The organism is Nocardioides sp. JQ2195 (assembly GCF_012272695.1).
GTDB lineage: Bacteria > Actinomycetota > Actinomycetes > Propionibacteriales > Nocardioidaceae > Nocardioides.
In genome coordinates, this window is sequence record NZ_CP050902.1 from 3,108,778 (window position 1) to 3,131,517 (window position 22,740).

The following is a 22,740-nucleotide window of genomic DNA, read 5'->3' on the forward strand; positions in this document are numbered from 1 at the left end:
GGTAGAGCCAGGAACTGCGAGAACTGGGCAGCTGTCCAGCTCTTCGAGCCATCGTGTTGGATGGAGCCATGACCAACCAGGCTGTCTCCGACGAGCTCTTCGCGCCGGTCAGTGCAGAGGTCGAGCTCTGCTACCAGACCTTCGGCGACCCCTCGGGAGACCCGCTGCTGCTGGTGATGGGCCTCGGTGGGCCGATGATCTGGTGGGACGACGACTTCTGCCATCTCCTTGCTGACAAGGGTTTCTTCGTCATCCGCTACGACAACCGCGACACCGGCCGGTCCTCCGTGCAGCGGGGCCGGGTGCGCCGCGCCGACCTGGTCCGCGCCTTCCTCACCGGCCGCGGCAACGCGCCGTACTCCCTCTCGGACATGGCCTCCGACGGCATCGGTCTCCTCGACCACCTCGGCATCGACGCGGCCCACGTGGCCGGCATCTCGATGGGCGGCATGATCGTGCAGACCATGGCCATCGACCACACGGCGCGCGTGCGGTCGATGACGTCCATCATGTCGACGACCGGCAAGCGCTCGGTCGGCTGGCAGGACCCGAAGCTGCTGCCCCGCCTGCTCGCCGGCAAGCGGGTCGAGCGTGAGGCCTACGTGAAGACCGCGGTGGCCTTCGCCAGGCTGATCGGCTCACCCCACTATCCCGAGCCGGTCGAGCGAGCCACCAAGCGATCCGAGGAGACCTTCGATCGCGGACTGAACGGACCCGGGGTCCTGCGCCACATGATGGCGATCCTGACCCAGCCGAATCGCTCCAGATCCCTGCACTCGTTGACGATTCCCTCCCAGATCATCCATGGGCTGAGTGACCGGATGGTGCACGTCTCCGGAGGACGAGCCACCTCCGCGGCCATTCCGGGCTCCGAGCTGCTGCTCGTCGACGGCATGGGCCACGACCTTCCCCCCGAGCTGTGGGAGTCCGTCACCGAGGCGATCCGACGGACCGCGAACAGGGCGTCGGCCTCGTCCTGATCCTCGCCAACCGCGTGCTCGACCCTGTGGACTCTTGCCAAATTGCAGCAATAGCGCGAGTGTGATGTAGACCACGACAGGGAGGCACTCGTGAAGCAACCCTCAACGCACCAAGGGCGCAGGCGTCGCCGTCTGGCCGCCCTCGCGTCACTGGCTTGCACAGCCGGTCTGCTCACCGCTTGCTCGGCCTTCGGTGCCGACGACGGTCCCCCGACACTGAATTGGTACGTCAACCCCGACGGTGTCGAGACCCTGACCAAGCTGGCCGAGCAGTGCAGCACCGACGACTACGACATCGAGATCCAGCTGCTGCCCGCCGGGGCCACGGACCAGCGCACCCAGTTGGCCCGCCGGCTCGCCGCCAAGGACTCCTCGACGGACCTGATGAGCCTCGACCCGGTGTTCGTCCCGGAGTTCGCCAACGCTGGTTGGCTCGAGCAGCTGCCCGAGGACGTGGCCGCCAAGGCAGTCGACGAGGACGTCCTGTCCGGTGCCGCGGAGACCGTCAAGTGGGACGACGCCGTCTATGCCTTCCCGCAGTGGGCGAACACGCAGGTGCTCTGGTACCGCAAGTCCCTCGCCGAGAAGGCCGGGCTCGACATGTCCCAGCCGGTGACCTGGTCCCAGATCATCGAGGCCGCTGCCAAGGAGGGCGGCACGGTGGGCGTCCAGGCCAACAAGTACGAGGCGTACGTCGTGTGGATCAACGCCCTGATCATGGGCGCCGGTGGCGACATCATCAGCGACAACGAGGCCGGCAAGGACGCCAGCATCGACCTCGACTCCGACGCTGCGAAGAAGGCCGCCGAGGTCATCAAGCAGCTCGCCGACTCGAAGGCCAAGCAGCCCGACCTCTCCACCTCCAACGAGGGCACCAGCCTGGGCCAGATGTACCCCCAGGGCGGGCCCGGCGAGTTCATGCTCAACTGGACGTTCGTCTACAAGAACTACGAGGGCGTGATCGGCGCTCCGGGTGGCCCGGCCGACAAGAAGGAGTTCGAGGACCTGGGGTGGGCACGCTATCCGCAGACCGTCGCGGGTGAGGAGTCGAAGCCGCCCATCGGCGGCATCGACATCGGTGTCGGCGCCTTCACCGAGCACCCCGACTTCGCGATGGCCGCGGCCGAGTGCGTGACCAGCACGGACGCGCAGGTTGCCCTCGCCGTCGAGTCAGGGCTCATGCCGGCACGGGGCTCCGCCTACGACGACCCGGCTCTCGCCAAGGCCTACCCCGCCGACCTGCTGAAGCTGTTCCGCGAGAGCGTGGACAGCGGTGGACCCCGTCCCAAGAGTGCCTACTACGCGACCATCTCCGCTGCGATCCAGAGCGTGTGGCACTCGCCCTTCGACGTCGACCCGGGCTCGACTCCCGAGAAGTCGGCCCAGTTCCTCTCTGACGTCCTCAACGGAAAGGCACTGCTGTGAGCACGGCAACCGTGGAGAGACCCACTCGCGGCAGGGCCAAGGTCAGGGCCAGCGACCGCGCACGCGCCGAGAACTCCCTCGGCCAGAAGCTGGTGGCGCCGGCGATCATCGTGATGCTGCTGGTGACCGCCTTCCCGATGCTCCGGGCGATCTACCTGTCGGTGTTCAACTACACGCTCACCGCACCGGATGACCGCGAGTTCGTCGGGCTGAGCAACTACCTCACCGCGCTGACGGACCCGCTCTTCTGGCGAGACACCGGGGTGACCGTGCTCTACATGGTGGTCACCGTGGCGGTCGAGCTGGTGATCGGCTTCATCTTCGCGATGGTCATGCACAGGGTGATCTTCGCGCGCGGCGTCATCCGCACCTCGATCCTGATCCCCTACGGCATCATCACGGTCGTCTCGGGCTTCGCCTGGCAGTTCGCCTTCAGCTACCAGAACGGCTTCGTGAACAACTGGCTCCCCTTCGTCGACGAACAGTTCAACTGGTTCGGCGACACGACGCCGGCAGTGATCGCGATCATGGTCTCCGAGATCTGGAAGACCACGCCGTTCATGTCGCTGCTCCTGCTGGCCGGTCTGGCCCAGGTCTCCGAGGACATGATCGAGGCAGCCAAGGTCGACGGCGCCACCTGGATGCAACGGCTGACCAAGGTGATCCTGCCCAACATGCAGGCAGCGATCATGGTCGCCGTGCTCTTCCGGGCCCTCGACGCCTACCGCATCTTCGACAACATCTTCGTGATGACCAACGGCGCCTCGGGAACCGAGTCGATCTCGTTCCTCACCTATCGACAGACCATCGAACAGTTCCAGCTCGGCATGGGCTCCGCACTCTCGGTGCTGCTCTTCCTCTCCGTGCTGCTGATCGCCTGGTTGATCGTCAAGGTGTTCCGGGTCGACCTGGCCGCGGCACGGCAGGAGGGATGAGCACATGATGCGCAAGGTCGGTACCGCTCTCGGTTGCATCCTGATCCTGGTCTGGTGCCTGCTCCCGGTGGCCTGGATCATCTCCCTGTCCTTCAAGACCCAGGAGTCGATCACCGTCGGCAACCCCGGGTTCCTGCCCGCCGAGGGCACCAACGCCGGCTGGCAGAACTACATCGACGTCTGGGACAACGAGCAGTTCCGTCGGGCGATCCTGAACTCCATCGGCATCGCCCTGATCGCCACGGTGCTCTCGGTGATCCTCGGGACCCTCGCCGCCTACGCGATCGCTCGGCTGGAGTTCCGGGGCAAGAAGTTCGTGCTCACCACTGCGTTGGCCATCGCGATGTTCCCGGTGGTCTCCCTGGTCGGCCCGTTGTTCGACATGTGGCGCACGCTCGGCCTCTACGACACCTGGCCGGGACTGATCATTCCCTACATGTCGTTCACCCTGCCGCTGGCGATCTGGACCCTGACCGCCTTCTTCCGCGAGATCCCGTGGGAGCTGGAACAGGCCGCCCAGGTCGACGGCGCCACCTCGTGGCAGGCCTTCCGGAAGATCATCGTCCCGCTCGCCGCACCTGGGGTGTTCACCGCGGCGATCCTGACCTTCTTCTTCGCCTGGAACGACTTCGTCTTCGGGATCTCACTGACCTCCACCGAGGCCGCTCGTCCGATCCCGGCGGCGCTGTCGTTCTTCGTCGGCGCCGATCCGTTCAACCGACCAGCATCCTTGCTGGCCGCCGGGGCCGTGATTGCCACGATCCCGATCATCGTCATCGTCCTGGTGTTCCAGCGCAAGATCGTCGCCGGACTGACCTCCGGCGCAGTGAAGGGTTAGGGAGATCCTCATGGCCAAGATCCAGATGAAGAACATCGTCAAGAAGTACGGCGATGGGTTCCCGGCGGTCAACGACGTGAGCATCGACGTGGCCGACGGGGAGTTCGTGATCCTCGTCGGGCCGTCCGGCTGCGGCAAGTCCACGCTGCTGCGGATGATCGTCGGGCTGGAGGACATCACCTCGGGCGACATGGTGATCGGCGAGAGGAGGGTCAACGACCTCGCTCCCAAGGAGCGCAACCTGGCGATGGTGTTCCAGAACTACGCGCTCTATCCCCACCTGACGGTCTACGAGAACATCGCGTTCCCCCTCCGTCTCGCCAAGGCCCCGGCGGACGAGATCGACGAGAAGGTGCGCCAGGCCTCCAAGACGCTCGAGCTCGACGAGCACCTCGACCGCAAGCCGGGCAACCTGTCCGGTGGTCAGCGCCAGCGGGTCGCCATGGGGCGAGCGATCGTCCGTGACGCCGACGCGTTCCTCTTCGACGAGCCGCTGTCCAACCTCGACGCGAAGCTGCGTGGCCAGATGCGCACCGAGATCTCGCGGCTCCAGAAGCGCCTGGGCATCACCACGGTCTACGTCACCCACGACCAGACCGAGGCCATGACACTGGGCGACCGGGTCGCCGTGCTCAAGCGCGGCATCCTGCAGCAGCTGGCCACACCGCGGGAGCTCTACACCCAGCCGAACAACCTGTTCGTGGCCGGCTTCATCGGCTCCCCGCCGATGAACTTCCTGCCCGCGAAGGTCGAGGGAGACTCCATCTCGCTGCCGTTCGGCACGGTGAGCCTGCCGCCGGAGAAGGCGGCCAGGGCGCAGGGCAAGGGACTGCTCATCGCCGGCATCCGCCCCGAGCACTTCGAGGACGCAGCGGTCGCCACCAACGCCGACGAGGGGTCCACCTTCAGCGCCAAGGTCGACGTCGTGGAGTGGCTCGGCAACGAGGCCTACGCCTACATCCCCTTCGAGGCTCCGCCCGAGGTCCAGGCACAGCTCGACCAGCTGGAGAAGGACCTCGACGGCGAGTCGATGCGCACCCAGCTCGTGGTCTCGCTCGACGGCGCCTCCACGGTCGCGGCCGGCGACGACGCCCGGATCTGGGTGGATGCGTCGCAGATCCACCTCTTCGATCCCGCAACCGGCGAGAACCTCACTCTCGATCGCCAGGTCCAACCCAACGAGCAGGCCGACGACACTGCGGTGCGCGAAGGCGCCGAGGCCGACGGCACCGCCGTGCGCACGGGCGAGCAGGCCGAGCCCACCGCGGTCCGCGACAGCGAGTAGTCGCTACGGCACCGCAGGCCGTCTCAGGAGATAGGTGTCCATCACCCACCCTGAGGCGGCCTTTGCCCGCGCCCTCGCGCTCTCGACCTCCGGGAGCACGTCGGCCAACGGGCCAGCGACCAGGACCTGGTCGGTGGTGCCGAGGTTGGCACCCCACCACATCAGCCATCCCGGTTGACCGAGGAGTGCCGAGCAGGCCAGGTCCCCGTCGAGCATGACGACGAGGTTGTCGTGGCCCTGCCAGACGGCCTCGAGCAACCGGCGGCCGGTGGTCACCAGGATCGGCTGGCCCACCTCGTGCAGCACGATCCGGTGAGCAGCGGCGAGCACCTGCAGGCTGGAGATGCCCGGCAGCACGTCGTGTTCGAACTCCACGTTGCCGCGCGCGAGGATCCGCTCGACGATCCGGATCGTCGAGTCGTAGAAGGCCGGGTCGCCCCAGACCAGGAAGGCCGCGTCACCGGCGCGCTCGAGCAGCACCTGCTCGTACGCCGCCGCACGGGCGTCGTGCCAGTCCGTGACCGCCCCCGTGTAGTCGGTCGGGTCGTCGCGGTCGCGCGGAGGATCCGGGACCGCGACGAGCTCGGGGTTGCCGTGGCGCCGGCAGATCTCGCGTCGCGCCTCGAGCAAGGGGTCGTCTGCGGACTTGGCGGCCGCGATCACGAAGTCGACGGACTCGATCGCGGCCGCTGCCTCGAGGGTGATCTGGTCCGGGTGCCCCGAACCGATCCCGACCAGGCGGACGCGTCGTGGTCTCGACGGCCGTTCGGCGCTCATTCCTCCACCACCGGGAGACCTGCGCTCGCCGACGCTCGCTGCCCCACCACCGGGAGGCTCACCCTCGGTCCTCGATGTCACCTTCGAGGTCGAGGTAGACCTGCTGCATCGCGGCGATCACCTCCGGGTCGGGCTCGGCCCACAGGTCACGCTCCGCGGCTTCGTGCAACCGCTCGATGATCCCGCGCAGCGCCCAGGGATTGGCGTCCTTCATGAACTCCTGGTTGTCCGCGTCGAGGACGTACTCCTTGGCGAGCGTGTCGTACATCCAGTCGTGGACGACCCCCGCCGTGGCGTCGAAGCCGAAGAGGTAGTCGACCGTGGCGGCCAGCTCGAAGGCACCCTTGTAGCCGTGGCGCTGCATCGCGCCGATCCATCGCGGGTTGACCACCCGGGCTCGGAAGACGCGGGCGGTCTCCTCGGCGAGTGACCTCGTGCGCACCGCGTCAGGCGTGGTCGAGTCGCCGACGTACGCGCGTGGGGCGTTGCCGGTGAGCGCGCGGACCGTGGCGATCATGCCGCCGTGGTACTGGAAGTAGTCGTCGGAGTCGGCGATGTCGTGCTCGCGGGTGTCGATGTTCTTGGCCGCGACGGTGATGCGCCGGTAGTTGGCCGTCATGTCGTCACTCGCCGCCACACCGTCGAGGCCACGACCGTAGGCGAAGCCGCCCCACTGCGTGTAGACCTCAGCCAGGTCCTTGTCGTCGCGCCAGTTCCCGGACTCGATCACCTGCAGGATGCCGGCGCCGTACGCCCCCGGACGCGAGCCGAAGATGCGGGTCGTGGAGCGGCGTACGTCGCCGTGCTCGGCGAGGTCGGCGCGGGCATGGGCACGCACGGAGTTCTGCTCCACCGGTTCGTCGAGCTCGGCGGCCATGCGGATCGCGTCGTCCATCATGGCGATCACGTGCGGGAACGCATCCCGGAAGAAGCCCGAGATCCGCACGGTCACGTCGATGCGCGGTCGCCCCAGCTCAGCCAACGGGATCACGGACAGCCCGTTGACCCGGCGCGACGCGGCGTCCCACTCGGGTCGGATGCCGATCAGCGCCAGCACCTCCGCGATGTCGTCACCGGAGGTGCGCATCGCACTGGTGCCCCAGATCGAGAGCCCGACCGACTTCGGGTACTCCCCCGTCTCGGTGAGGTGGCGCTGCGCCAGCGAGTCAGCCATGGAGACGCCGGTCTCCCAGGCCAGCCGTGACGGGACCGCACGTGGGTCGACGGTGTAGAAGTTGCGTCCCGTCGGGAGCACGTTGACCAGGCCTCGCAACGGCGAACCGCTCGGCCCGGCGGGGATGAAGCCGCCGTCGAGGGCATGCAGCACGGCGTCGAGCTCGTCGGTCGTGCTTGCCAGTCGCGGCACCACCTGGGTGGCCGCGAACCGGAGGATCGCGGCCAGCTCGTCGGTGGCGTCGGGCTCGTGCTCGCTGAGCACCTGCTCCACCGCGGCGACCTCCCAGTCGGCAGCTTCCATGCCGTGCACGAGTGCCTTGGCGCGCGCCTCGATCGCGTCGACCTCCGTGGCGGGCGCGTCCTCCTTGAGGCCGAGCGCGTTGCGCAGCCCGGGAAGGGATGCCTGCTCCCCTCCCCAGACCTGGGTGGCCCGCAGGATCGCGAGGACCAGGTTCACCCGGGCCTCACCGTCGGGTGCCTGGCCGAGCACGTGCAGTCCGTCGCGGATCTGGGCGTCCTTGATCTCACACAGCCAGCCGTCGACGTGCATGATGAAGTCGTCGAACTCTTCGTCCCCCGGCTGCGACTCCAGACCCAGGTCCTGGTGCATCTGCGCGGTCTGCATCAGCGTCCAGATCTGGGCCCGGATCATCGGCAGCTTGGGCGGGTCCATCGCCGCGATGTTGGCGTACTCGTCGAGCAGCTGCTCGAGCTTGGCGATGTCGCCGTAGGAATCGGCACGCGCCATCGGAGGGATCAGGTGGTCGACGATCGTGGCATGGGCACGACGCTTGGCCTGCGCGCCCTCTCCCGGGTCGTTGATCAGGAACGGGTAGATCAGGGGAAGGTTGCCGATCACGGCGTCGGTGGCGCAGGCCGCCGACAGTGCGGCGTTCTTTCCGGGCAGCCACTCCATCGACCCGTGCTTGCCGAGGTGGACGATCGCGTGGGCGCCGAAGCCCTTCTCGACCCAGCGGTACGCCGCCAGGTAGTGGTGGCTGGGGGCCAGCTCCGGGTCGTGGTAGATCGCCACCGGGTTCTCCCCGAACCCGCGCGGCGGCTGGATCATGAGGACGACGTTGCCGGCGCGAAGCGTGGCCAGCACGATCTCGCCGGCCCGGTTCACGAACAGCGTGCCGGGGGCCGCGCCCCAGGCCTCGACGATCTCCTCCTTGAGGTCATCGGGCAGGTCAGCAGTCCACTTCTCGTAGTCCTGCTCGGAGATTCTCACGTGGGAGTCGTTGAGCTGGGCGGACGTGAGCCACTCCTCGTCCTGCCCGCCTGCGGCGATCAAGGCATGGATCAGAGCGTTGCCGGCCTCGGTGTCGGACGTCTCCTCGTTGGTCGAGGAGGGAGCCCCGGCGACCGTCTCGAGACCACGGTCGAGGATCGCTGTGACCGTGTTTCTCTTCCCGAGGTCGTAGCCCGCCTCACGCAGCCGCCGCAGCAGTCGGATCGCGGAGACCGGGGTGTCGAGCCCGACGGCGTTGCCGATGCGGCTGTGCTTGGTGGGGTACGCCGACAGCATCAGCGCCAGTCGTCGGTCCTTCGGTGCGATGTGGCGAAGGCGCGCATGGTTGACCGCGATCCCGGCCACCCGTGCGCACCGCTCGTCGTCGGCCACGTAGTGCGGGAGCCCATCCTCGTCGATCTCCTTGAAGGAGAACGGCGCGGTGATGATCCGTCCGTCGAACTCCGGGATCGCGATCTGGTTGGCGGAGTCGAGCGGGGTGACACCGTCGTCGCTCGCCTCCCACTCCTCGCGGCTCGAGGTGAGGCAGAGCCCTTGCAGGACAGGGATGTCGAGTGCCTTCATCCGCTCGACGTCCCATGCCTCGTCGTCCTCGCCGGCACTCGCGGTGCCGGGCTTGGTGCCGCCGGCGGCCAGGACCGTGACGACGATCGCGTCGAGTGAGCCGAGTGCGTCGTACAGCTCATCGGGAGCGGCACGCAGCGAGCTGGAGAAGATCGGCAGCCCGACCGCCTCGCCGGTGGCGTCGATCGCGTCGGCCAGTGCGTGGGCGAAGGCGTTGTTGCCGCTGGCCTCGTGGGCCCGGTAGTAGAGCACCCCGACCCGCGCGCGAACTCGTTGGTCGAATGCCGCCGAGGACCCCCCTCCTCGTTGGTCGAGTGCCGCCGAGGACCCCCCTCCTCGTTGGTCGAGTGCCGCCGAGGTCCCCCCTCCCCGTTGGTCGAGTGCCGCCGAGGCACGAGGCGGTGTATCGAGACCAGCCCGCTCCGCCCAGCCCCACTCCGGCAGCACCATCGGCGCCTCGAAGCCCTCCCCGGTCAGCAGCACCGTGTCCGAGAGGAACGCGTGCAGGTTGGTCAGGTTGGCCGGTCCACCCTGGGCCAGGTAGGCGTGCGCCTCGGCGGCCGTGCCGACGGGCACGGTGGAGTGGCCCATCAGCTCGGCGTCCGGGGTCTGCTCGCCGCCGAGCACCACCACCGGCACACCGGCAGCGCCGACCGCCTGAAGCCCCTCCTGCCAGGAACGCGCGCTGCCCAGGATGCGTACGACGACCAGGTCCGAGCCGCTGAGCAGGCTCGGGAGATCCTCGTCGACATCGAGGCGCGCAGGATTGCCCAACGCGAAGTCGGCGCCGGAGGTGCGGGCACTGAGCAGGTCGGTGTCGGAGGTGGAGAGCAGGGCGATGCGCGTCATGAGGACTTCTCCTGGGTACGTCGGGACAGACGGTTGGCTTCGACGGGCCGGTGGTGCACGAGGTGCTCGTGCGAGATGAGGCGGGCCGCTTCCGGATCCACGCCGCCGTACCAGACGTCGTCGGGCTGGACCGACACGACGGGCGCGTGGTTGCAGGGGAACTGGCAACCGGTCTGGGTGATCAGGACGTCGTCGTCGTCCTGCTCGAGGCGCATCAGCTCGAGGGCGAATGCCTCCGCGCTCCTGTCCGAGCCGAGCGCGGTGCAGCGCGGGCCTCGACAGACGAGCACCTGGTGCCGATGTCCGGGAACCTCCTGCCAGGCTGCGGAGCTCAGTGGGGCCTCGGTGCCCTTGATCGGGCGCGTCACGTCCAGCACCGGGTCGAGGTCGAGGTCGTTGCGCACCATCGCGGTGGCCACCTCGATCACCGGTCGATCACGTGGCCACTCGCGCCACCAGTGGGATGCGATGCGGCGCAGCCACGACGTCGCTGGCGCGAGTGTGCCGAGGCTGACCCCGACCAGAGTGAGGTGCTCGACCCCACCGTCGGCCAGTCGGGTGAGCTCGCGGTGCAGCGACGGTTCCCCCAGCTGCAGGAACGCGACGGTGCCGTCGTGCGACCGGGCGGCGGTGTGCAGCCGATCGCTCGCCTCGACCTCACGGACGGACATACCTACCAGGACCAACGCCGTCATCGGCGGTCTCCAAACCCTCGTGGAACATGACGCGCCGTGGCCGGTCTCCTGGCTCCCGTCTCAGCGTCTCTGGCCGACCTTCCCGGGATTGCTCCCAGTGGTCCGACGCTCTCCCGATCTCGCTGGAGGAACGCCGCAAGGGCCGTCGACTCGACGGATACAGTGGCGAGGGCCGCGCCGGCATTGAACCGGCTTCCCGAACACCACGGCACCGTCACGCTATCAACACCTCGTGAGCACGTGCCGAATCGGCGTCCCACCCGGTCAACACCTTCCGCCACGACGAGGCGTGCGACGATGCGGCCGTGAAGTCACCTGCCGTGCGCCACAGGGCCGACCTGTGTCCGGGAGTGCTGCGCCCGTGGCCCGCCGAGGACGGTGCTCTCGTGCGGCTGCGCCTGGTCGGCGGCCGGGTCGAGCCGGACGCATTGGTCGGGCTGCTGCGCGTCGCCGAGTCTCATGGCGATGGCACCGTGCATCTGACCAAGCGGGCGAACCTGCAGCTCAGGGGGCTCCCGGCCGACGGCGACTGCCTTGCGCCGGAGCTCGTCGAAGAGATAGCAGCGACCGGACTGCTGCCCTTTCCGAGCCACGAGCTGGTGCGCAACATCATGGTCTCGCCGCTCAGTGGCCTCGACAGCCCGCTTGCGCGCGATCTGCAGTCACCAGGTGACAGTGAATCGCGCGCAAGAGGTCGCGCCGACCTGCGGCCGGTGGCCAGGGAGCTGGACGAGGGCCTGTGCGCACACCCGTCCCTGGCCGCGTTGCCGGGCCGGTTCCTCTTCGTGCTCGACGACGGACGCGGAGACCTGCTCGACCGCAGTCTCGACCTCGGGTTGGTTGCGGTCTCGAGCAGCGAGTGCCAACTGCGCATGGGCACTCGAGCCTGGGGCCCGGTCGTGCCCCTCGAGGAGGCTGCCGGGCGACTGGTCGGGCTGGCCCGGGCATTCATCACCGTGCGTGGCGAGGGCCCGACGGCTGCGTGGCACGTCGACGAGTTGCCCGCCCGCACCGATGACCACCCTCGTGATCCGCGCATCGAGGTGCCCAACGCGCCCCCGCCGTACGGCGTCGTGGCTCCGGGCGTGGCGCACGTGACGGTGCCCGACGGCGTGCTCACCCGGGAGCAGCTCGACGACCTGCTCGCCGACGAACCGGACCATCTCGTCGTCACCCCGTGGCGCAGCGTCGTGGTCGTCGACCGCGTAGTCTGACGCGCGTCCTGTCGGAAGGAACCCGGTGTGATTCCGGGGCGGTTCCGCCACTGTGAGGCCCTCGGGCCCAGCCAGACACTGCTGCCAGGACATCTCGATTCACCCAGCGTCGACACCCGGCGCAATCCACCAGGGGCGAGAACCCCGAGGAGTGAAGTTGTCCGTCTGCAGACCCCCGCGCCGCTATGACTACGTCGACGACGGCGCCGCCATCTATGTCGACTCGTTCGCCACGATCCGGGCGGAGTCCCGCCTGGACCACCTGCCGGCCGAGGCCGAGAAGGTCGCTGTCCGCATGGTGCACGGCACCGGCCAGACCGACCTGACCGATGACCTGGTGGTCCACCCGGGGCTCGTCACCGCAGCCCGGTCCGCGTTGGAGGCGGGGGCACCGATCATCACCGACGCGAACATGGTCGCCTCCGGTGTCACCCGGGCCCGGCTGCCCCGTGGCAACGACGTGCTCTGCCTGCTGCGCGACGAGCGCGTCCCGGGCCTCGCCCACGAGCTGGGCACCACGCGCTCGGCGGCCGCACTCTCCCTGCTCGCCGATCGGCTGGAGGGCTCTGTCGTCGCCATCGGCAACGCACCCACCGCCCTGTTCCACCTGCTCGAGATGCTGCTCGACGGAGCACCACGACCGGCCGCCGTCATAGGCTGCCCCGTGGGCTTCATCGGCGCCGCCGAGTCGAAGGAGGCGTTGGCCTCCTTCGCAGCCGACCACGGCATCGACATCCCGTTCCTCACGGTCCGTGGACGTCGGGGCGGTTCGGCGATGACCGCTTCCGCCCTCAACGCACTCGCCCAGGAGCAGGAATGACGGGCTCGCTCCACGGCGTCGGACTGGGCCCCGGCGACCCCGAGCTGATCACCCGCAAGGCGGCGCGCCTCATCGCGGAGGCCGACGTGATCGCCTACCACGCCGGTGTGGGCAAGGAATCGAATGCGCGCCGCATCGCTGACTCGTTGATTCCCGGCGGCGTCACCGAGGAGCTGCTCCGCTATCCGGTCACCACCGGGCCGACCGCCCATCCGGGTGGGTACGCCGGCGCGATGGCCGAGTTCTACGAGTCCTGCGCCTCCCGACTGTCGATGCACCTCGAGGCCGGTCGGAAGGTCGTCGTGCTGGCCGAGGGTGACCCGTTGTTCTACGGCTCGTTCATGTATCTCCACGACCGGCTGTCACCGCTCTTCCCCACCGAGGTCGTGCCCGGTGTGCCGGCCTTCGCGGCTGCCACCGCCGTCGTGGCCACTCCGCTCGTGAGACAGACCGACGTGCTCACCGTGCTGCCCGGCACGTTGCCCGTCCCCGAGCTGGCCCGGCGCCTGGCCGACACCGACGGCGCGATCATCATGAAGCTGGGACGCCGTTTCCCCGGGGTGGTCGAGGCGCTCGCACAGGCCGGTCGGCTCGAGCACGCGTGGTACATCGAGCGCGCCTCGATGCCCGCCGAGCGCTGGATGAAGGTGACCGAGGTGGATCCGTCGTCGGTCCCCTACTTCTCGCTGATCGTGGTGCCCGGCGACTCGCTCGCCGACGACCCCGGTGGCCGGCGAGCGACGAGCAGCACTCCGGTGGTCAAGCCGACCGAGGCCGTGGTCGATCCGGCCGAGGCGGTGGTCGATCCGGCCGATACGGTGATCGATCCGGCCGAGGCGGTGGTTGAGGAGGGCGAGGAACGAGCCCGTCTCGAAACCAGAGCCCGTCTCGAAACCAGAGCCCGTCTCGAAACCAGAGCCCGTCTCGAAACCAGAGCCCGCCTCGAAACCAGAGCCCCCCTCGAGACCACTCCGCGGGCCGAAGAGCTCCTGGTCGTCGGGCTGGGACCCGGCCCCGACTGCTGGCTCACTCCCGAGGCCACGCAGGCCCTCGCCGGGGTCGACCATGTGGTCGGCTATGGGCCCTACGTCAATCGTGTGCCCCAACGAGCCGGCCTGACCCGGCACGCCTCCGGCAACACCGTCGAGGTCGACCGGGCCAGGCTCGCTCTCGACCTGGCCAAGCAGGGTCAGCGCGTCGCCGTCGTCTCCGGCGGTGACGCCGGTGTCTTCGGGATGGCGTCGGCGGTGTTCGAGGCGGCCGAGGAACCGGCGTACGCCGACGTGCCCGTCCGGGTCCTGCCCGGGATCAGCGCGATCCAGGCCGTGGCGGCACGCGCCGGCGCCCCGATCGGTGCTGACTTCGCTGTGATGAGCCTGAGCGACCGGCTCAAGCCCTGGTCGGTGATCGAGGACCGGCTGCGAGCAGTCTCCCGGGCTGACCTGGTGCTGGGGATCTACAACCCTGCTTCACGCTCGAGGGTCGACCAGGTCGCGCTGGCCCACAAGGTGCTGCTCGACGAGCGCGCCCCCGACACCGTCGTCGTCATCGGCCGCGACATCGGCCGCGCCGAGGAGTCACTCACCTTGACGACCCTGGGCGAGCTCGACACGGGCACGATCGACATGAAGTGCCTGCTGCTCATCGGCGCCTCGAGCACCCGTCGTACGCCGGCCGGTCGGGTCTGGACCCCGCGCTTCGTCGACCCGTCGTGAGTTCTGCCCGACCTGTCTGAGTTCTGACCGACCTGTCGTGAGCTCAGCCTGCCGCCCCGGACTGGCGATCGCTCGACAGGAAGGGCGACGGGTCAGCGCTTGACGGAGCGGTCCCGAGCCGGGTCGTAGAGGTAGGACTCCGCCAGCTCCTGCGACACGAGCGACGGGTCGATCGCGGGACCGACCATGATCAGCGCTGCCTGGCGAAGGTCCGCCGCCTCGACCTGGTCGGCGATGTCGCCCAGCGTGCCGCGCAGCACCAGCTCCTGCGGTTGGCTGACCCGCGAGATCACCGCGACCGGGCAGGTCGGTCCGTAGTGGAGCGCGAGCTCCTCGACCAGCTCCCGGGTGCGCGTGATCGCCAGGTGCAGCACGAGCGTGGCTCCGGTGGCGGCGAAGCTCGCCAGCTTCTCCCCCGATGGCATCGCGGTGGACCGGGCCTGTGCGCGGGTCAGCACCACCGACTGCGCCAGCTTCGGCACGGTCAGCTCGCGTCCCAACCTGGCCGCCGCGGCGGCGTACGCCGGGATGCCGGGTGTGACGTCCCACGGCACCCCTGCCGCATCGAGACGTCGGGTCTGCTCGGCCAGCGCGGAGTAGACCGACGGGTCCCCCGAGGTGAGGCGGACGACGTCCTGGCCGCCGCGGTGGGCATCGGCCATGATCGCGATCATCTGGTCGAGGTCGAGGTCCTGGGTGTCCACCCGAACGGCGTCGGGCCGGCAGTGCGACAGCACCTCGTCGTCGAGGTAGGTGCCCGGATAGAGCACCACGTCTGCCTGGGACAGCAGCGTGGCGGCACGCAACGTGATCAGGTCGGCCGCTCCGGGCCCGGCACCGACGAAGTGAACGGTCATGACGACTCCTTGGTGTGCGCCCACTGGGTGACGGTGCGGGCCGGTGTCCAGCCGGTGAAGGTGCCGATCGGGGCGGCCGTCTCGACCTGGTGACGGGTGAGCTCACCACCGTGCTCCCGGTGCGCTGCGGCAAGGACGGCCTCGGTCTCGACGGTGACCCCGTGCACCACGAGCCGACCGCCAGGTCCCAGTGCAGCAAGGCAATTCTCCACCATCGACGGCGCTGTGGCACCACCTCCGACGAAGATCGCGTCGGGCCTCGCCAGAGCGTCAAGTGCCTCCGGAGCACGGCCTTCGACGACCTCCAACGCGGGTACGCCGAGTGCTTGCGCGTTGCGCGTGATCCGAGCGGCACGCTCCGGGTTGCTCTCGACGGCGATGGTGCGACAGGTCGGATGTGCCCGCATCCACTCGATGCCCACCGAGCCGGCACCGGCGCCGACGTCCCACAGCAACGCCGCGGGGGTCGGAGCGAGCCGGGCCAGTGCCGAGGCACGCAGGTCGCGCTTGGTGAGCTGACCGTCGTGCTCGAAGGCGTCGTCCGGAAGACCGGCCGCCCAGCCGCCGATCACCGGCCCGACCAGGGCGAGAGCGATCACGTTGAGCTGGGGCGCTGCCAGGTCCCACGCGGCGGCCGTCGACACCATGCGCGTCTCGTCGCGGGAGCCGAGGTCCCCAAGGACCGTCATCGTCGACGCGCCGTAGCCCACGCGGTCGAGCAGGGCGGCGACCGCTGCCGGCGTACGGGCATCGGAGGAGAGCACGACGAGGCGGTGCCCGGGGGCGAGTGCGCGGAGCACCGCGTGCACGTCGCGTCCGACCAGGCTGACCACCTCGACCATCTCGGCGTCCCACCCCATCCGGGCGCGGGCCAGCGCGACCGACGAGACCGCTGGTTCGACGGCCACGGCGCCGCGGCCGAGCAGCTCGACCAGCGTGCCCCCGATGCCGGAGACGAACGGGTCGCCCGAGGCCAGGGCGACCACGCGCTTGCCGTCGTGCTTCCACAGCAGTGCCGGCAGACCGTCGCGCAACGGTGACGGCCACGACTCGCGGACCTGGCCGGGTGCGTCCGGCAGCATGGCCAGGTGGCGGTCCCCACCGAGGACCACCTCGGCGCGCAGGACGCGTTCCCGCTGGGCGGCGGGGAGGCCCGGCCAGCCGTCGGCGCCGATCCCGATGACGGTGACGGCAGATGACATGAGGCCAGACACTAGTGGGTCAGTGGGTCATCGCGAACCAGCGTCCGCGGCGACGACCCACCTCGATCGGATGGTCGAAGGTCTCCGTGACGAGGTCGGAGGTCAGCGCACGCCCCCGCTCCCCCTGCGACATCGTGTGCCCGTGCGGTTCGTCCGTGTCGGTGCCCAGCGTCTTGATCAACAGGCGAGCACGGTCACGGGTCTCGGGCGACGGTTGCCACCGCGGCACCATCTCGTTGGTGCCCGTCTCCCCGGTGAGCACGACCTCCTCCACCGAGAGGTTCGACCCGATCTGGTGGCGCGGGTTCACGTGGCCGATCGAGCGGCGCAACTCCCGCAGGTCGACCCGCCCGAGCTTGTGCCCGAGCACGTGCACCTCCCCGCGGGTCGGGAACGACAGCGCACCGAAGAGGTTGAGCAGGGTGGTCTTTCCCGCGCCGTTCGGGCCGATCAGCGCCCAGTGCTCGCCGCGGCGCACGGTCAGCGAGATGTCCTCGAGCAACGTGCGCCCGCCCCGGACGAAGGCGACGTCGCGAAGCTCCAGGGCGTTGTCAGCTGCACTCACCACGAGAATCCGACGCGGTCCTCCGGACGTCCTGTCTCACTGCTCGACTGGTGGCCTCGTGGACGACCCCGGCGCCCGACCGGCTACGGTGACGCCGAAGGCACGAGGTGTCCCGAAGCCGCCGTCCCCGGACGGCTGCGGAGGGGAGAATCTGGGAAGCCGGTGAGAATCCGGCACAGGGCCCGCTGCGGTGACTCAGGCAACACGACCTGGGAAGTCCGAAGACCGGCCTCGCGCCGCCACCAGTCAGTTGGCGAATGAGAGCGGGAGCCCCCAATGCCACCTTCTTCACACCTATTTCCCTTCAGTGCCGTCGTCGGATCCGATGACATGGCCCTGGCCCTGGTCCTCACCACGATCTCTCCGTCGGTTGGCGGCGTGCTCGTGCGTGGCGAGAAGGGCACCGCGAAGTCCACCATGGTGCGCGCGCTCGCGTCCGTGCTGCCGCCGATCGAGGTGATCGCCGGCGACCGGTTCTCCAGCGACCCTCGCGAGGCGAGTCCCGCCTCCCCGGACGGCCCGTTCCCGGCTGATGCCGACACCGAGACCAGGCCGGTGCGCCTGGTCGAGCTGCCGGTCGGTGCCACCGAGGACCGGGTGCTCGGATCGCTCCACCTCGAGAAGGCCCTCTCGTCCGGCGTCGCCGAGTACGAGCCCGGGCTGCTGGCCCGGGCCCACCGCGGCATCCTCTACGTCGACGAGGTCAACCTGCTGCACGACCACCTCGTCGACCTCCTCCTCGATGCCGCCGCGATGGGTCGCTCCACCGTCGAGCGCGACGGGGTCTCGGTCGAGCACGCCGCCCGCTTCGTGCTGGTCGGCACGATGAACCCCGAGGAGGGCGAGCTGCGGCCGCAGCTGCTGGACCGCTTCGGGCTCACCGTCGAGGTGGCCGCTCCGCGTGACCCGGCGCTGCGGGTCGACGTGGTCCGCCGGCGGATCGCCTTCGAGACCGATCCCGCCGGGTTCGCTGCGTCGTACGCCGAGGACGAGCGCGCGCTGACCGACCGGATCCTGGCCGCCCAGAAGCTCGTCGACCAGGTCGTGCTCGGCGACGCGGCACTCCTCACGATCGCCGAGGTCTGCGCCGCCTTCGACGTCGACGGAATGCGCGCCGACATCGTCACCGCGCGGGCCGCGGTCGCGCACGCTGCGTGGCACGGGCGTACGACGGTCAGTCGCGAGGACATCCGCGCTGCGGCCCGCCTGTCGCTCCCCCACCGACGCCGGCGCAACCCGTTCGACGCGCCCGGCATCGACGAGGACCTGCTCGACCAGCTCCTCGGTGACGATGACCTCCCTCCCGAGCCGCCGGCGGGTGGGCCCGGTGGTGGGCCCGGTGGTGGGCCCGGTGGTGGGCCGGATGGTGGCGGCTCCCCCGACACCTCCCCCGACACCTCCCCCTCCGACTCTCCCGACGCAACGTCATCCGATTCGGCGCCTCCGACGACCGCAACGGATGACGTCCCGAGCGTCGACTCCGCAACCTCATCCGCAACGTCATTCGAATCGGGCCCCGGGACGACCAGTTCGTATGACGCCAGCGAGGCGGGGGTCGGCAGCACGCAGGTGGCCCGGGCGAGCCAGCCCTACCGACCGAAGCTGTTCACCGTGTCCGGCACCGGGGCGGGTGAGAACGGGCGCCGCAGCCGGGCGATCACCGACTCCGGGCGTCGCATCGGTGCACGTCGACCCGCAGGTGGAGTGGGCGGATCGATCCACCTCACCGAGACCATCCGCGCCGCGGCTCCCCACCAGTTCGGACGCGGTCGGACCGCTGGCCCGATGCGGTTCCGTGGTGACGACCTCCGGGTCGCCACCAAGGAGGGCCACGAGTCGAACCTGATCCTCTTCTGCGTCGATGCCTCCGGCTCGATGGCCGCGAAGAGGCGGATGGAGCAGGTGAAGACCGCGATCCTCTCGTTGCTGCTCGACGCCTACCAGCGTCGCGACAAGGTCGGCCTGGTCACCTTCCGGGGCGGTGAGGCCAGCCTCGTGCTGCCGCCGACCCACTCGGTCGACATCGCGGCCAGCCGACTCGAGGAGCTTCCGTCCGGCGGTCGCACCCCGCTGGCGGAGGGACTGCTGAAGGCCGCCGAGGTGCTGCGGCTGGAGAGGATCCGCGACCCGCGACGACGTCCGTTGCTGGTGACAGTGACGGACGGGCGGGCGACGTACGGACCCGAGGCAGTACCCCGCTCGCGCCGGGTCGCGGCGTACGTCGCTGGCCAGGGCATCTCGTCGCTCGTGATCGACTGCGAGGTCGGCCGCTTCCGGATGGGATTGGCGGACACGTTGGCCGGTGAGCTGCGAGCCGAGTACGTCCCTCTCGGGGAGGTCAGCGCCAGCGCCCTGACCACCGTGGTGCGCGGATCCCTCGCGGGCCAGGACGAAGGAGCGGCCTGATGCCGAAGGGTGTTGCGCCGAACGTTCCCGACGACGGGCTGACCACCGCACAGCGTCGCAACCAACCGCTGCTGATGGTCAACACCGGCGACGGGAAGGGCAAGTCGACCGCCGCCTTCGGGCTGGCGATCCGTTCGTGGAACCAGGGGTGGAACATCGGTGTCTTCCAGTTCGTGAAGTCGGCCAAGTGGCGCATCGGCGAGCAGACCGTGCTCGAGCGCCTCGGCCGGCTGCACGAGGAGACCGGCGAGGGCGGGCCGGTCGAGTGGCACAAGATGGGCTCCGGCTGGTCGTGGTCGCGCAAGGAGGGCACCGCCGAGGACCACGCCCGCGACGCTGCCGAGGGCTGGGCCGAGGTCAAGCGCCGGATCGCCGAGGAACGCCACGACCTCTACGTGCTCGACGAGTTCACCTACCCGATGGAGTGGGGCTGGGTCGACGTCGACGACGTGGTCTCGACGCTCCGCGACCGCCCGGGCCGACAGTACGTCGTGGTCACCGGACGCCGCGCGAACCCGAAGCTGGTCGAGGCTGCCGACCTGGTCACCGAGATGACCAAGGTCAAGCACCAGATGGACCGCGGCCAGAAGGGCCAGCGGGGCATCGAATGGTGAGCCTTCCGCGCCTGGTGATCGCGGCTCCCGCGTCCGGGCACGGCAAGACCACCATCGCCACCGGGTTGATGTCGGCGCTCTCGCGTCGCGGGTCGGCGGTCAGCGGGCACAAGGTGGGACCTGACTACATCGACCCCGGCTACCACGCGCTGGCCACCGGCCGGCCGGGACGCAACCTCGACCCGCACCTGGTCGGTGAGGACCTGCTGGTCCCCCTGCTGCTGCACGGTGCTGCCGGCGCTGACCTGGCGGTCGTCGAAGGCGTAATGGGCCTGTACGACGGACAGATCGGCGGCGACGGATTCGCCTCCACTGCCCACGTGGCCGCGGTGACCCGTTCCCCGATCGTGCTCGTCGTCGACGTCTCGCACGCGTCACGTTCCGTCGGAGCCGTCGTCCACGGCATGGCATCGTTCGACCCCTCGGTCGAGATCGCCGGGGTGATCCTGAACAAGGCCGGATCGGTGCGGCACGCTGACGAGGTACGCCGGTCGATCCACCTGCCGGTGCTCGGCGTACTGCACCGTGACGACGGGATCGTGGCCCCCTCGCGCCACCTCGGGCTCGTGCCCGCTGACGAGCGCGACGAAGCCGCGGCGACGCTGGACCGGTTGACCGAGCGGATCACCGAGCGGATCGACCTGGACGCCGTCCTCGAGCTCGCCTCACGTGCCCCGGACCTGGCGGCCGAGCCGTGGGACCCGGTGACGGTGATGCAGGGCGTGCTCCCGGACCCCGGCCTGGACGAACGCTCGCTGGTGTCCGTTGCTCGACCACCGGACGCCAGCGTGGTCGTGACTGACCACTCCTCCGCCGCTGCTCGACCACCGGGTGTTGCTCCGGTGGTCGCGATGGCCGGTGGGCGTGCCTTCACGTTCCGCTACGCGGAGACCGAGGAGCTGCTGCGCGCCGCCGGTTGCGAGGTGGTCGCCTTCGACCCTCTTCACGACACCGCGCTCCCCCCGGGAACGGCAGGCATCTACCTCGGCGGGGGCTTCCCCGAGGTGCATGCCGCGGGTCTCTCCTCCAACGAACCACTGCGCCGGGCTCTCGCGGCGGCCATCGACGCCGGCGTGCCGACCGTCGCCGAGTGCGCCGGACTCCTCTACCTGTGCCGTTCCGTCGACAACGCGGCCATGGTCGGAGCCTTGGCAGCCGAGGCGCGCATGACGCCGAGGTTGACGTTGTCCTACCGTCACGCCGAGTCCACGGGCTCGACCCTGCTCGGCAGGCCGGGCGAGGTCGTCACCGGACACGAGTTCCACCGCACCACCGTGGCGCCGGCCTCCTCCGACGTGCCCGCGTGGACCGTCGCCGGCAGCCCCATCGGCTTCGCCTCCGACACGGTGCACGCGTCCTACCTGCACACCCACTGGGCCGGTCACCCGCAGCTGGCCCGACGGTTCGCGGAGGCGGTGTTCGCCTACGACGCGAGCGTGGTTTCGAGCCCCTCGCCGGGGCTCGCTCCGCAACCACCGTCAACACTGACGGTGGGTGCGACCCGCGAGGCGGTGGTTGAGGAGGGCGAGGAACGAGCCCGTCTCGAAACCTCCGCTCCATCGGATCCGTTGCGGCACCACGGGGACGTCGAGGCTGACGAGGGCATGGTCGACCTCGCCGTCAACGTCCATGACGGGCCGCGGCCGGCGTGGTTGCACGATCAGCTGGTGGCAAGCCTCGATGCCGTCGACCACTACCCCTCAGCCTCCGGTGCCGAGCGCGCGATCGCTCGCCGGCACGGTCGTAGGTCGGATGACGTGCTGGCGACGGCGGGTGCGGCAGAGGCCTTCTCACTCGTCGCCCGCCTGCGGGACTGGCGCCGACCCGTCGTCGTGCATCCCCAGTTCACCGAGCCCGACGTGGCCCTGACCATGGCCGGCCACGCACCCGATCACGTGCTCTGCAAGGCGTCTGACGGTTTCTGCCTCGACCCCGACGAGGTCCCCGAGGACGCCGATCTCGTGGTCGTCGGCAACCCGACCAACCCGACCGGGATCCTGCACCCGGTGTCGACGATCCGCGCCTTGGTGCGGCCGGGGCGCCTCGTGGTGGTCGACGAGGCGTTCATGGATGGAGTTCCCGGCGAGGCCCAGTCCTTGGCCGGTGAGCGCACGCCCGGGTTGGTCGTGATCCGGAGTCTCACCAAGCTGTGGGCGATCCCGGGTGTCCGTGCCGGTTATGTCCTCGCCGAGCCGTCCGTCGTCACAGCTCTCAGGAACCACCAGGTGCCCTGGTCGGTCTCGACGACAGCTGCCGCGGCCATGTCGGCCTGTGCCGGCGACGAGGCTGCCGCAGACGCAGCCGAGCGCGCGCGTCAGATCGTCGTACGCCGCAAGGTGCTCACCGACGGGCTCAGTGAGCTGGGTCTCGAGCACGTCGCCTCGAGCGCTCCGTTCGTGCTGGTCCGAGGGCCCGTCGGGCTGCGTGAGCGGCTGCGGTCGGCGGGATTCGCCGTCCGTCGTGCAGACACCTTCCCGGGCCTGGACGAGACCTGGATCCGTGTCGCCGTACGGGCTCCCGACGTCACCCGGAAGTTCCTGACGACACTGGGTGTCGAGCTCGGTTGACCCG

At 69.6% G+C, this 22,740-nt stretch carries 17 protein-coding genes and 3 riboswitches; of the genes, 11 read left to right on the forward strand and 6 right to left on the reverse strand.

Features of this window, described 5'->3' with window-relative positions; genetic code table 11:
* The first annotated feature begins 68 nt into the window (after positions 1 to 68).
* From ncot_RS14840 to ugpC, 5 genes are all read left to right on the forward strand, one after another.
* Entirely contained in the window at positions 69 to 980 is a 912-nt protein-coding gene (locus tag ncot_RS14840; RefSeq protein WP_168618301.1) for an alpha/beta hydrolase, read from the forward strand.
* 90 nt (positions 981 to 1,070) lie between these two features.
* A complete protein-coding gene (locus ncot_RS14845; protein ID WP_168618302.1) occupies positions 1,071 to 2,405 on the forward strand; it encodes an extracellular solute-binding protein in 1,335 nt (444 codons plus the stop codon).
* A gap of 11 nt (positions 2,406 to 2,416) precedes the next feature.
* The gene (locus tag ncot_RS14850) at positions 2,417 to 3,340 is read left to right on the forward strand and encodes a sugar ABC transporter permease (protein ID WP_240937923.1); all 924 of its coding nucleotides are present in this window, start codon (positions 2,417 to 2,419) and stop codon (positions 3,338 to 3,340) included.
* Positions 3,341 to 3,344: 4 nt separating this feature from the next.
* The gene (locus ncot_RS14855; RefSeq protein ID WP_168618304.1) at positions 3,345 to 4,178 is read left to right on the forward strand and encodes a carbohydrate ABC transporter permease; all 834 of its coding nucleotides are present in this window, start codon (positions 3,345 to 3,347) and stop codon (positions 4,176 to 4,178) included.
* 10 nt (positions 4,179 to 4,188) lie between these two features.
* Complete coding sequence (gene ugpC, locus ncot_RS14860) at positions 4,189 to 5,463, forward strand: sn-glycerol-3-phosphate ABC transporter ATP-binding protein UgpC (protein WP_168618305.1); 1,275 nt, start codon at positions 4,189 to 4,191, stop codon at positions 5,461 to 5,463.
* 3 nt (positions 5,464 to 5,466) lie between these two features.
* On the opposite strand, the gene cobF is transcribed toward ugpC, so the two are convergent.
* From cobF to ncot_RS14875, 3 genes are read right to left on the reverse strand one after another with little or no spacing between them, the layout of a single operon-like run.
* Positions 5,467 to 6,240, reverse strand: coding sequence for a precorrin-6A synthase (deacetylating) (gene cobF, locus ncot_RS14865; RefSeq protein WP_168618306.1), 774 nt, complete (start codon positions 6,238 to 6,240; stop codon positions 5,467 to 5,469).
* A gap of 58 nt (positions 6,241 to 6,298) precedes the next feature.
* Positions 6,299 to 10,081 carry a cobaltochelatase subunit CobN gene (cobN, locus tag ncot_RS14870; RefSeq protein ID WP_168618307.1) on the reverse strand — a complete coding sequence of 1,261 codons (3,783 nt, stop codon included), beginning with the start codon at positions 10,079 to 10,081 and terminating at the stop codon, positions 6,299 to 6,301.
* On the reverse strand, positions 10,078 to 10,776 hold the full coding sequence (locus tag ncot_RS14875) for a (2Fe-2S) ferredoxin domain-containing protein (protein WP_168618308.1): 699 nt from the start codon (positions 10,774 to 10,776) through the stop codon (positions 10,078 to 10,080). Before ncot_RS14875 ends, cobN begins: the two co-directional genes overlap by 4 nt.
* 20 nt (positions 10,777 to 10,796) lie before the next feature.
* Positions 10,797 to 10,999, reverse strand: a riboswitch (cobalamin riboswitch).
* Between the two features lie 82 nt (positions 11,000 to 11,081).
* Between ncot_RS14875 and ncot_RS14880 the strand changes: the two genes are divergently transcribed.
* The 3 genes from ncot_RS14880 to ncot_RS14890 all read left to right on the forward strand — a co-directional run bounded on the left by ncot_RS14880 (position 11,082) and on the right by ncot_RS14890 (position 14,525).
* Positions 11,082 to 11,990, forward strand: a complete 909-nt coding sequence (locus ncot_RS14880; RefSeq protein WP_168618309.1) for a nitrite reductase — start codon at positions 11,082 to 11,084, stop codon at positions 11,988 to 11,990.
* Positions 11,966 to 12,091: riboswitch (cobalamin riboswitch) on the forward strand. (Overlaps the previous gene by 25 nt.)
* Positions 12,092 to 12,147: 56 nt before the next feature.
* Positions 12,148 to 12,810, forward strand: a complete 663-nt coding sequence (locus ncot_RS14885; RefSeq protein WP_168618310.1) for a precorrin-8X methylmutase — start codon at positions 12,148 to 12,150, stop codon at positions 12,808 to 12,810.
* Entirely contained in the window at positions 12,807 to 14,525 is a 1,719-nt protein-coding gene (locus ncot_RS14890) for a precorrin-2 C(20)-methyltransferase (protein WP_168618311.1), read from the forward strand. Before ncot_RS14885 ends, ncot_RS14890 begins: the two co-directional genes overlap by 4 nt.
* 92 nt (positions 14,526 to 14,617) lie before the next feature.
* Here the strand turns inward: ncot_RS14890 and cobM are convergent, their stop codons facing one another.
* From cobM to ncot_RS14905, 3 genes are read right to left on the reverse strand one after another with little or no spacing between them, the layout of a single operon-like run.
* On the reverse strand, positions 14,618 to 15,382 hold the full coding sequence (cobM, locus tag ncot_RS14895; protein WP_168618312.1) for a precorrin-4 C(11)-methyltransferase: 765 nt from the start codon (positions 15,380 to 15,382) through the stop codon (positions 14,618 to 14,620).
* Complete coding sequence (cbiE, locus tag ncot_RS14900; protein WP_168618313.1) at positions 15,379 to 16,584, reverse strand: precorrin-6y C5,15-methyltransferase (decarboxylating) subunit CbiE; 1,206 nt, start codon at positions 16,582 to 16,584, stop codon at positions 15,379 to 15,381. The genes cobM and cbiE overlap by 4 nt, the downstream gene beginning before the upstream one ends.
* Positions 16,585 to 16,603: 19 nt before the next feature.
* A complete protein-coding gene (locus ncot_RS14905) occupies positions 16,604 to 17,149 on the reverse strand; it encodes an ATP-binding cassette domain-containing protein (RefSeq protein ID WP_206064994.1) in 546 nt (181 codons plus the stop codon).
* 88 nt (positions 17,150 to 17,237) lie between these two features.
* Positions 17,238 to 17,398: riboswitch (cobalamin riboswitch) on the forward strand.
* An 81-nt stretch (positions 17,399 to 17,479) separates the two neighbouring features.
* On the opposite strand from ncot_RS14905, the gene ncot_RS14910 reads away from it, so the two are divergent.
* The 3 genes from ncot_RS14910 to ncot_RS14920 are packed head-to-tail and all read left to right on the forward strand — an operon-like array spanning position 17,480 to position 22,736.
* The gene (locus ncot_RS14910) at positions 17,480 to 19,555 is read left to right on the forward strand and encodes a VWA domain-containing protein (RefSeq protein WP_168618314.1); all 2,076 of its coding nucleotides are present in this window, start codon (positions 17,480 to 17,482) and stop codon (positions 19,553 to 19,555) included.
* A complete protein-coding gene (gene cobO, locus ncot_RS14915) occupies positions 19,555 to 20,169 on the forward strand; it encodes a cob(I)yrinic acid a,c-diamide adenosyltransferase (protein WP_168618315.1) in 615 nt (204 codons plus the stop codon). Before ncot_RS14910 ends, cobO begins: the two co-directional genes overlap by 1 nt.
* Positions 20,163 to 22,736 (forward strand): cobyrinate a,c-diamide synthase, encoded by a 2,574-nt coding sequence (locus ncot_RS14920; RefSeq protein WP_206064996.1) that lies wholly within the window; start codon positions 20,163 to 20,165, stop codon positions 22,734 to 22,736. Before cobO ends, ncot_RS14920 begins: the two co-directional genes overlap by 7 nt.
* Positions 22,737 to 22,740 lie beyond the last annotated feature (4 nt).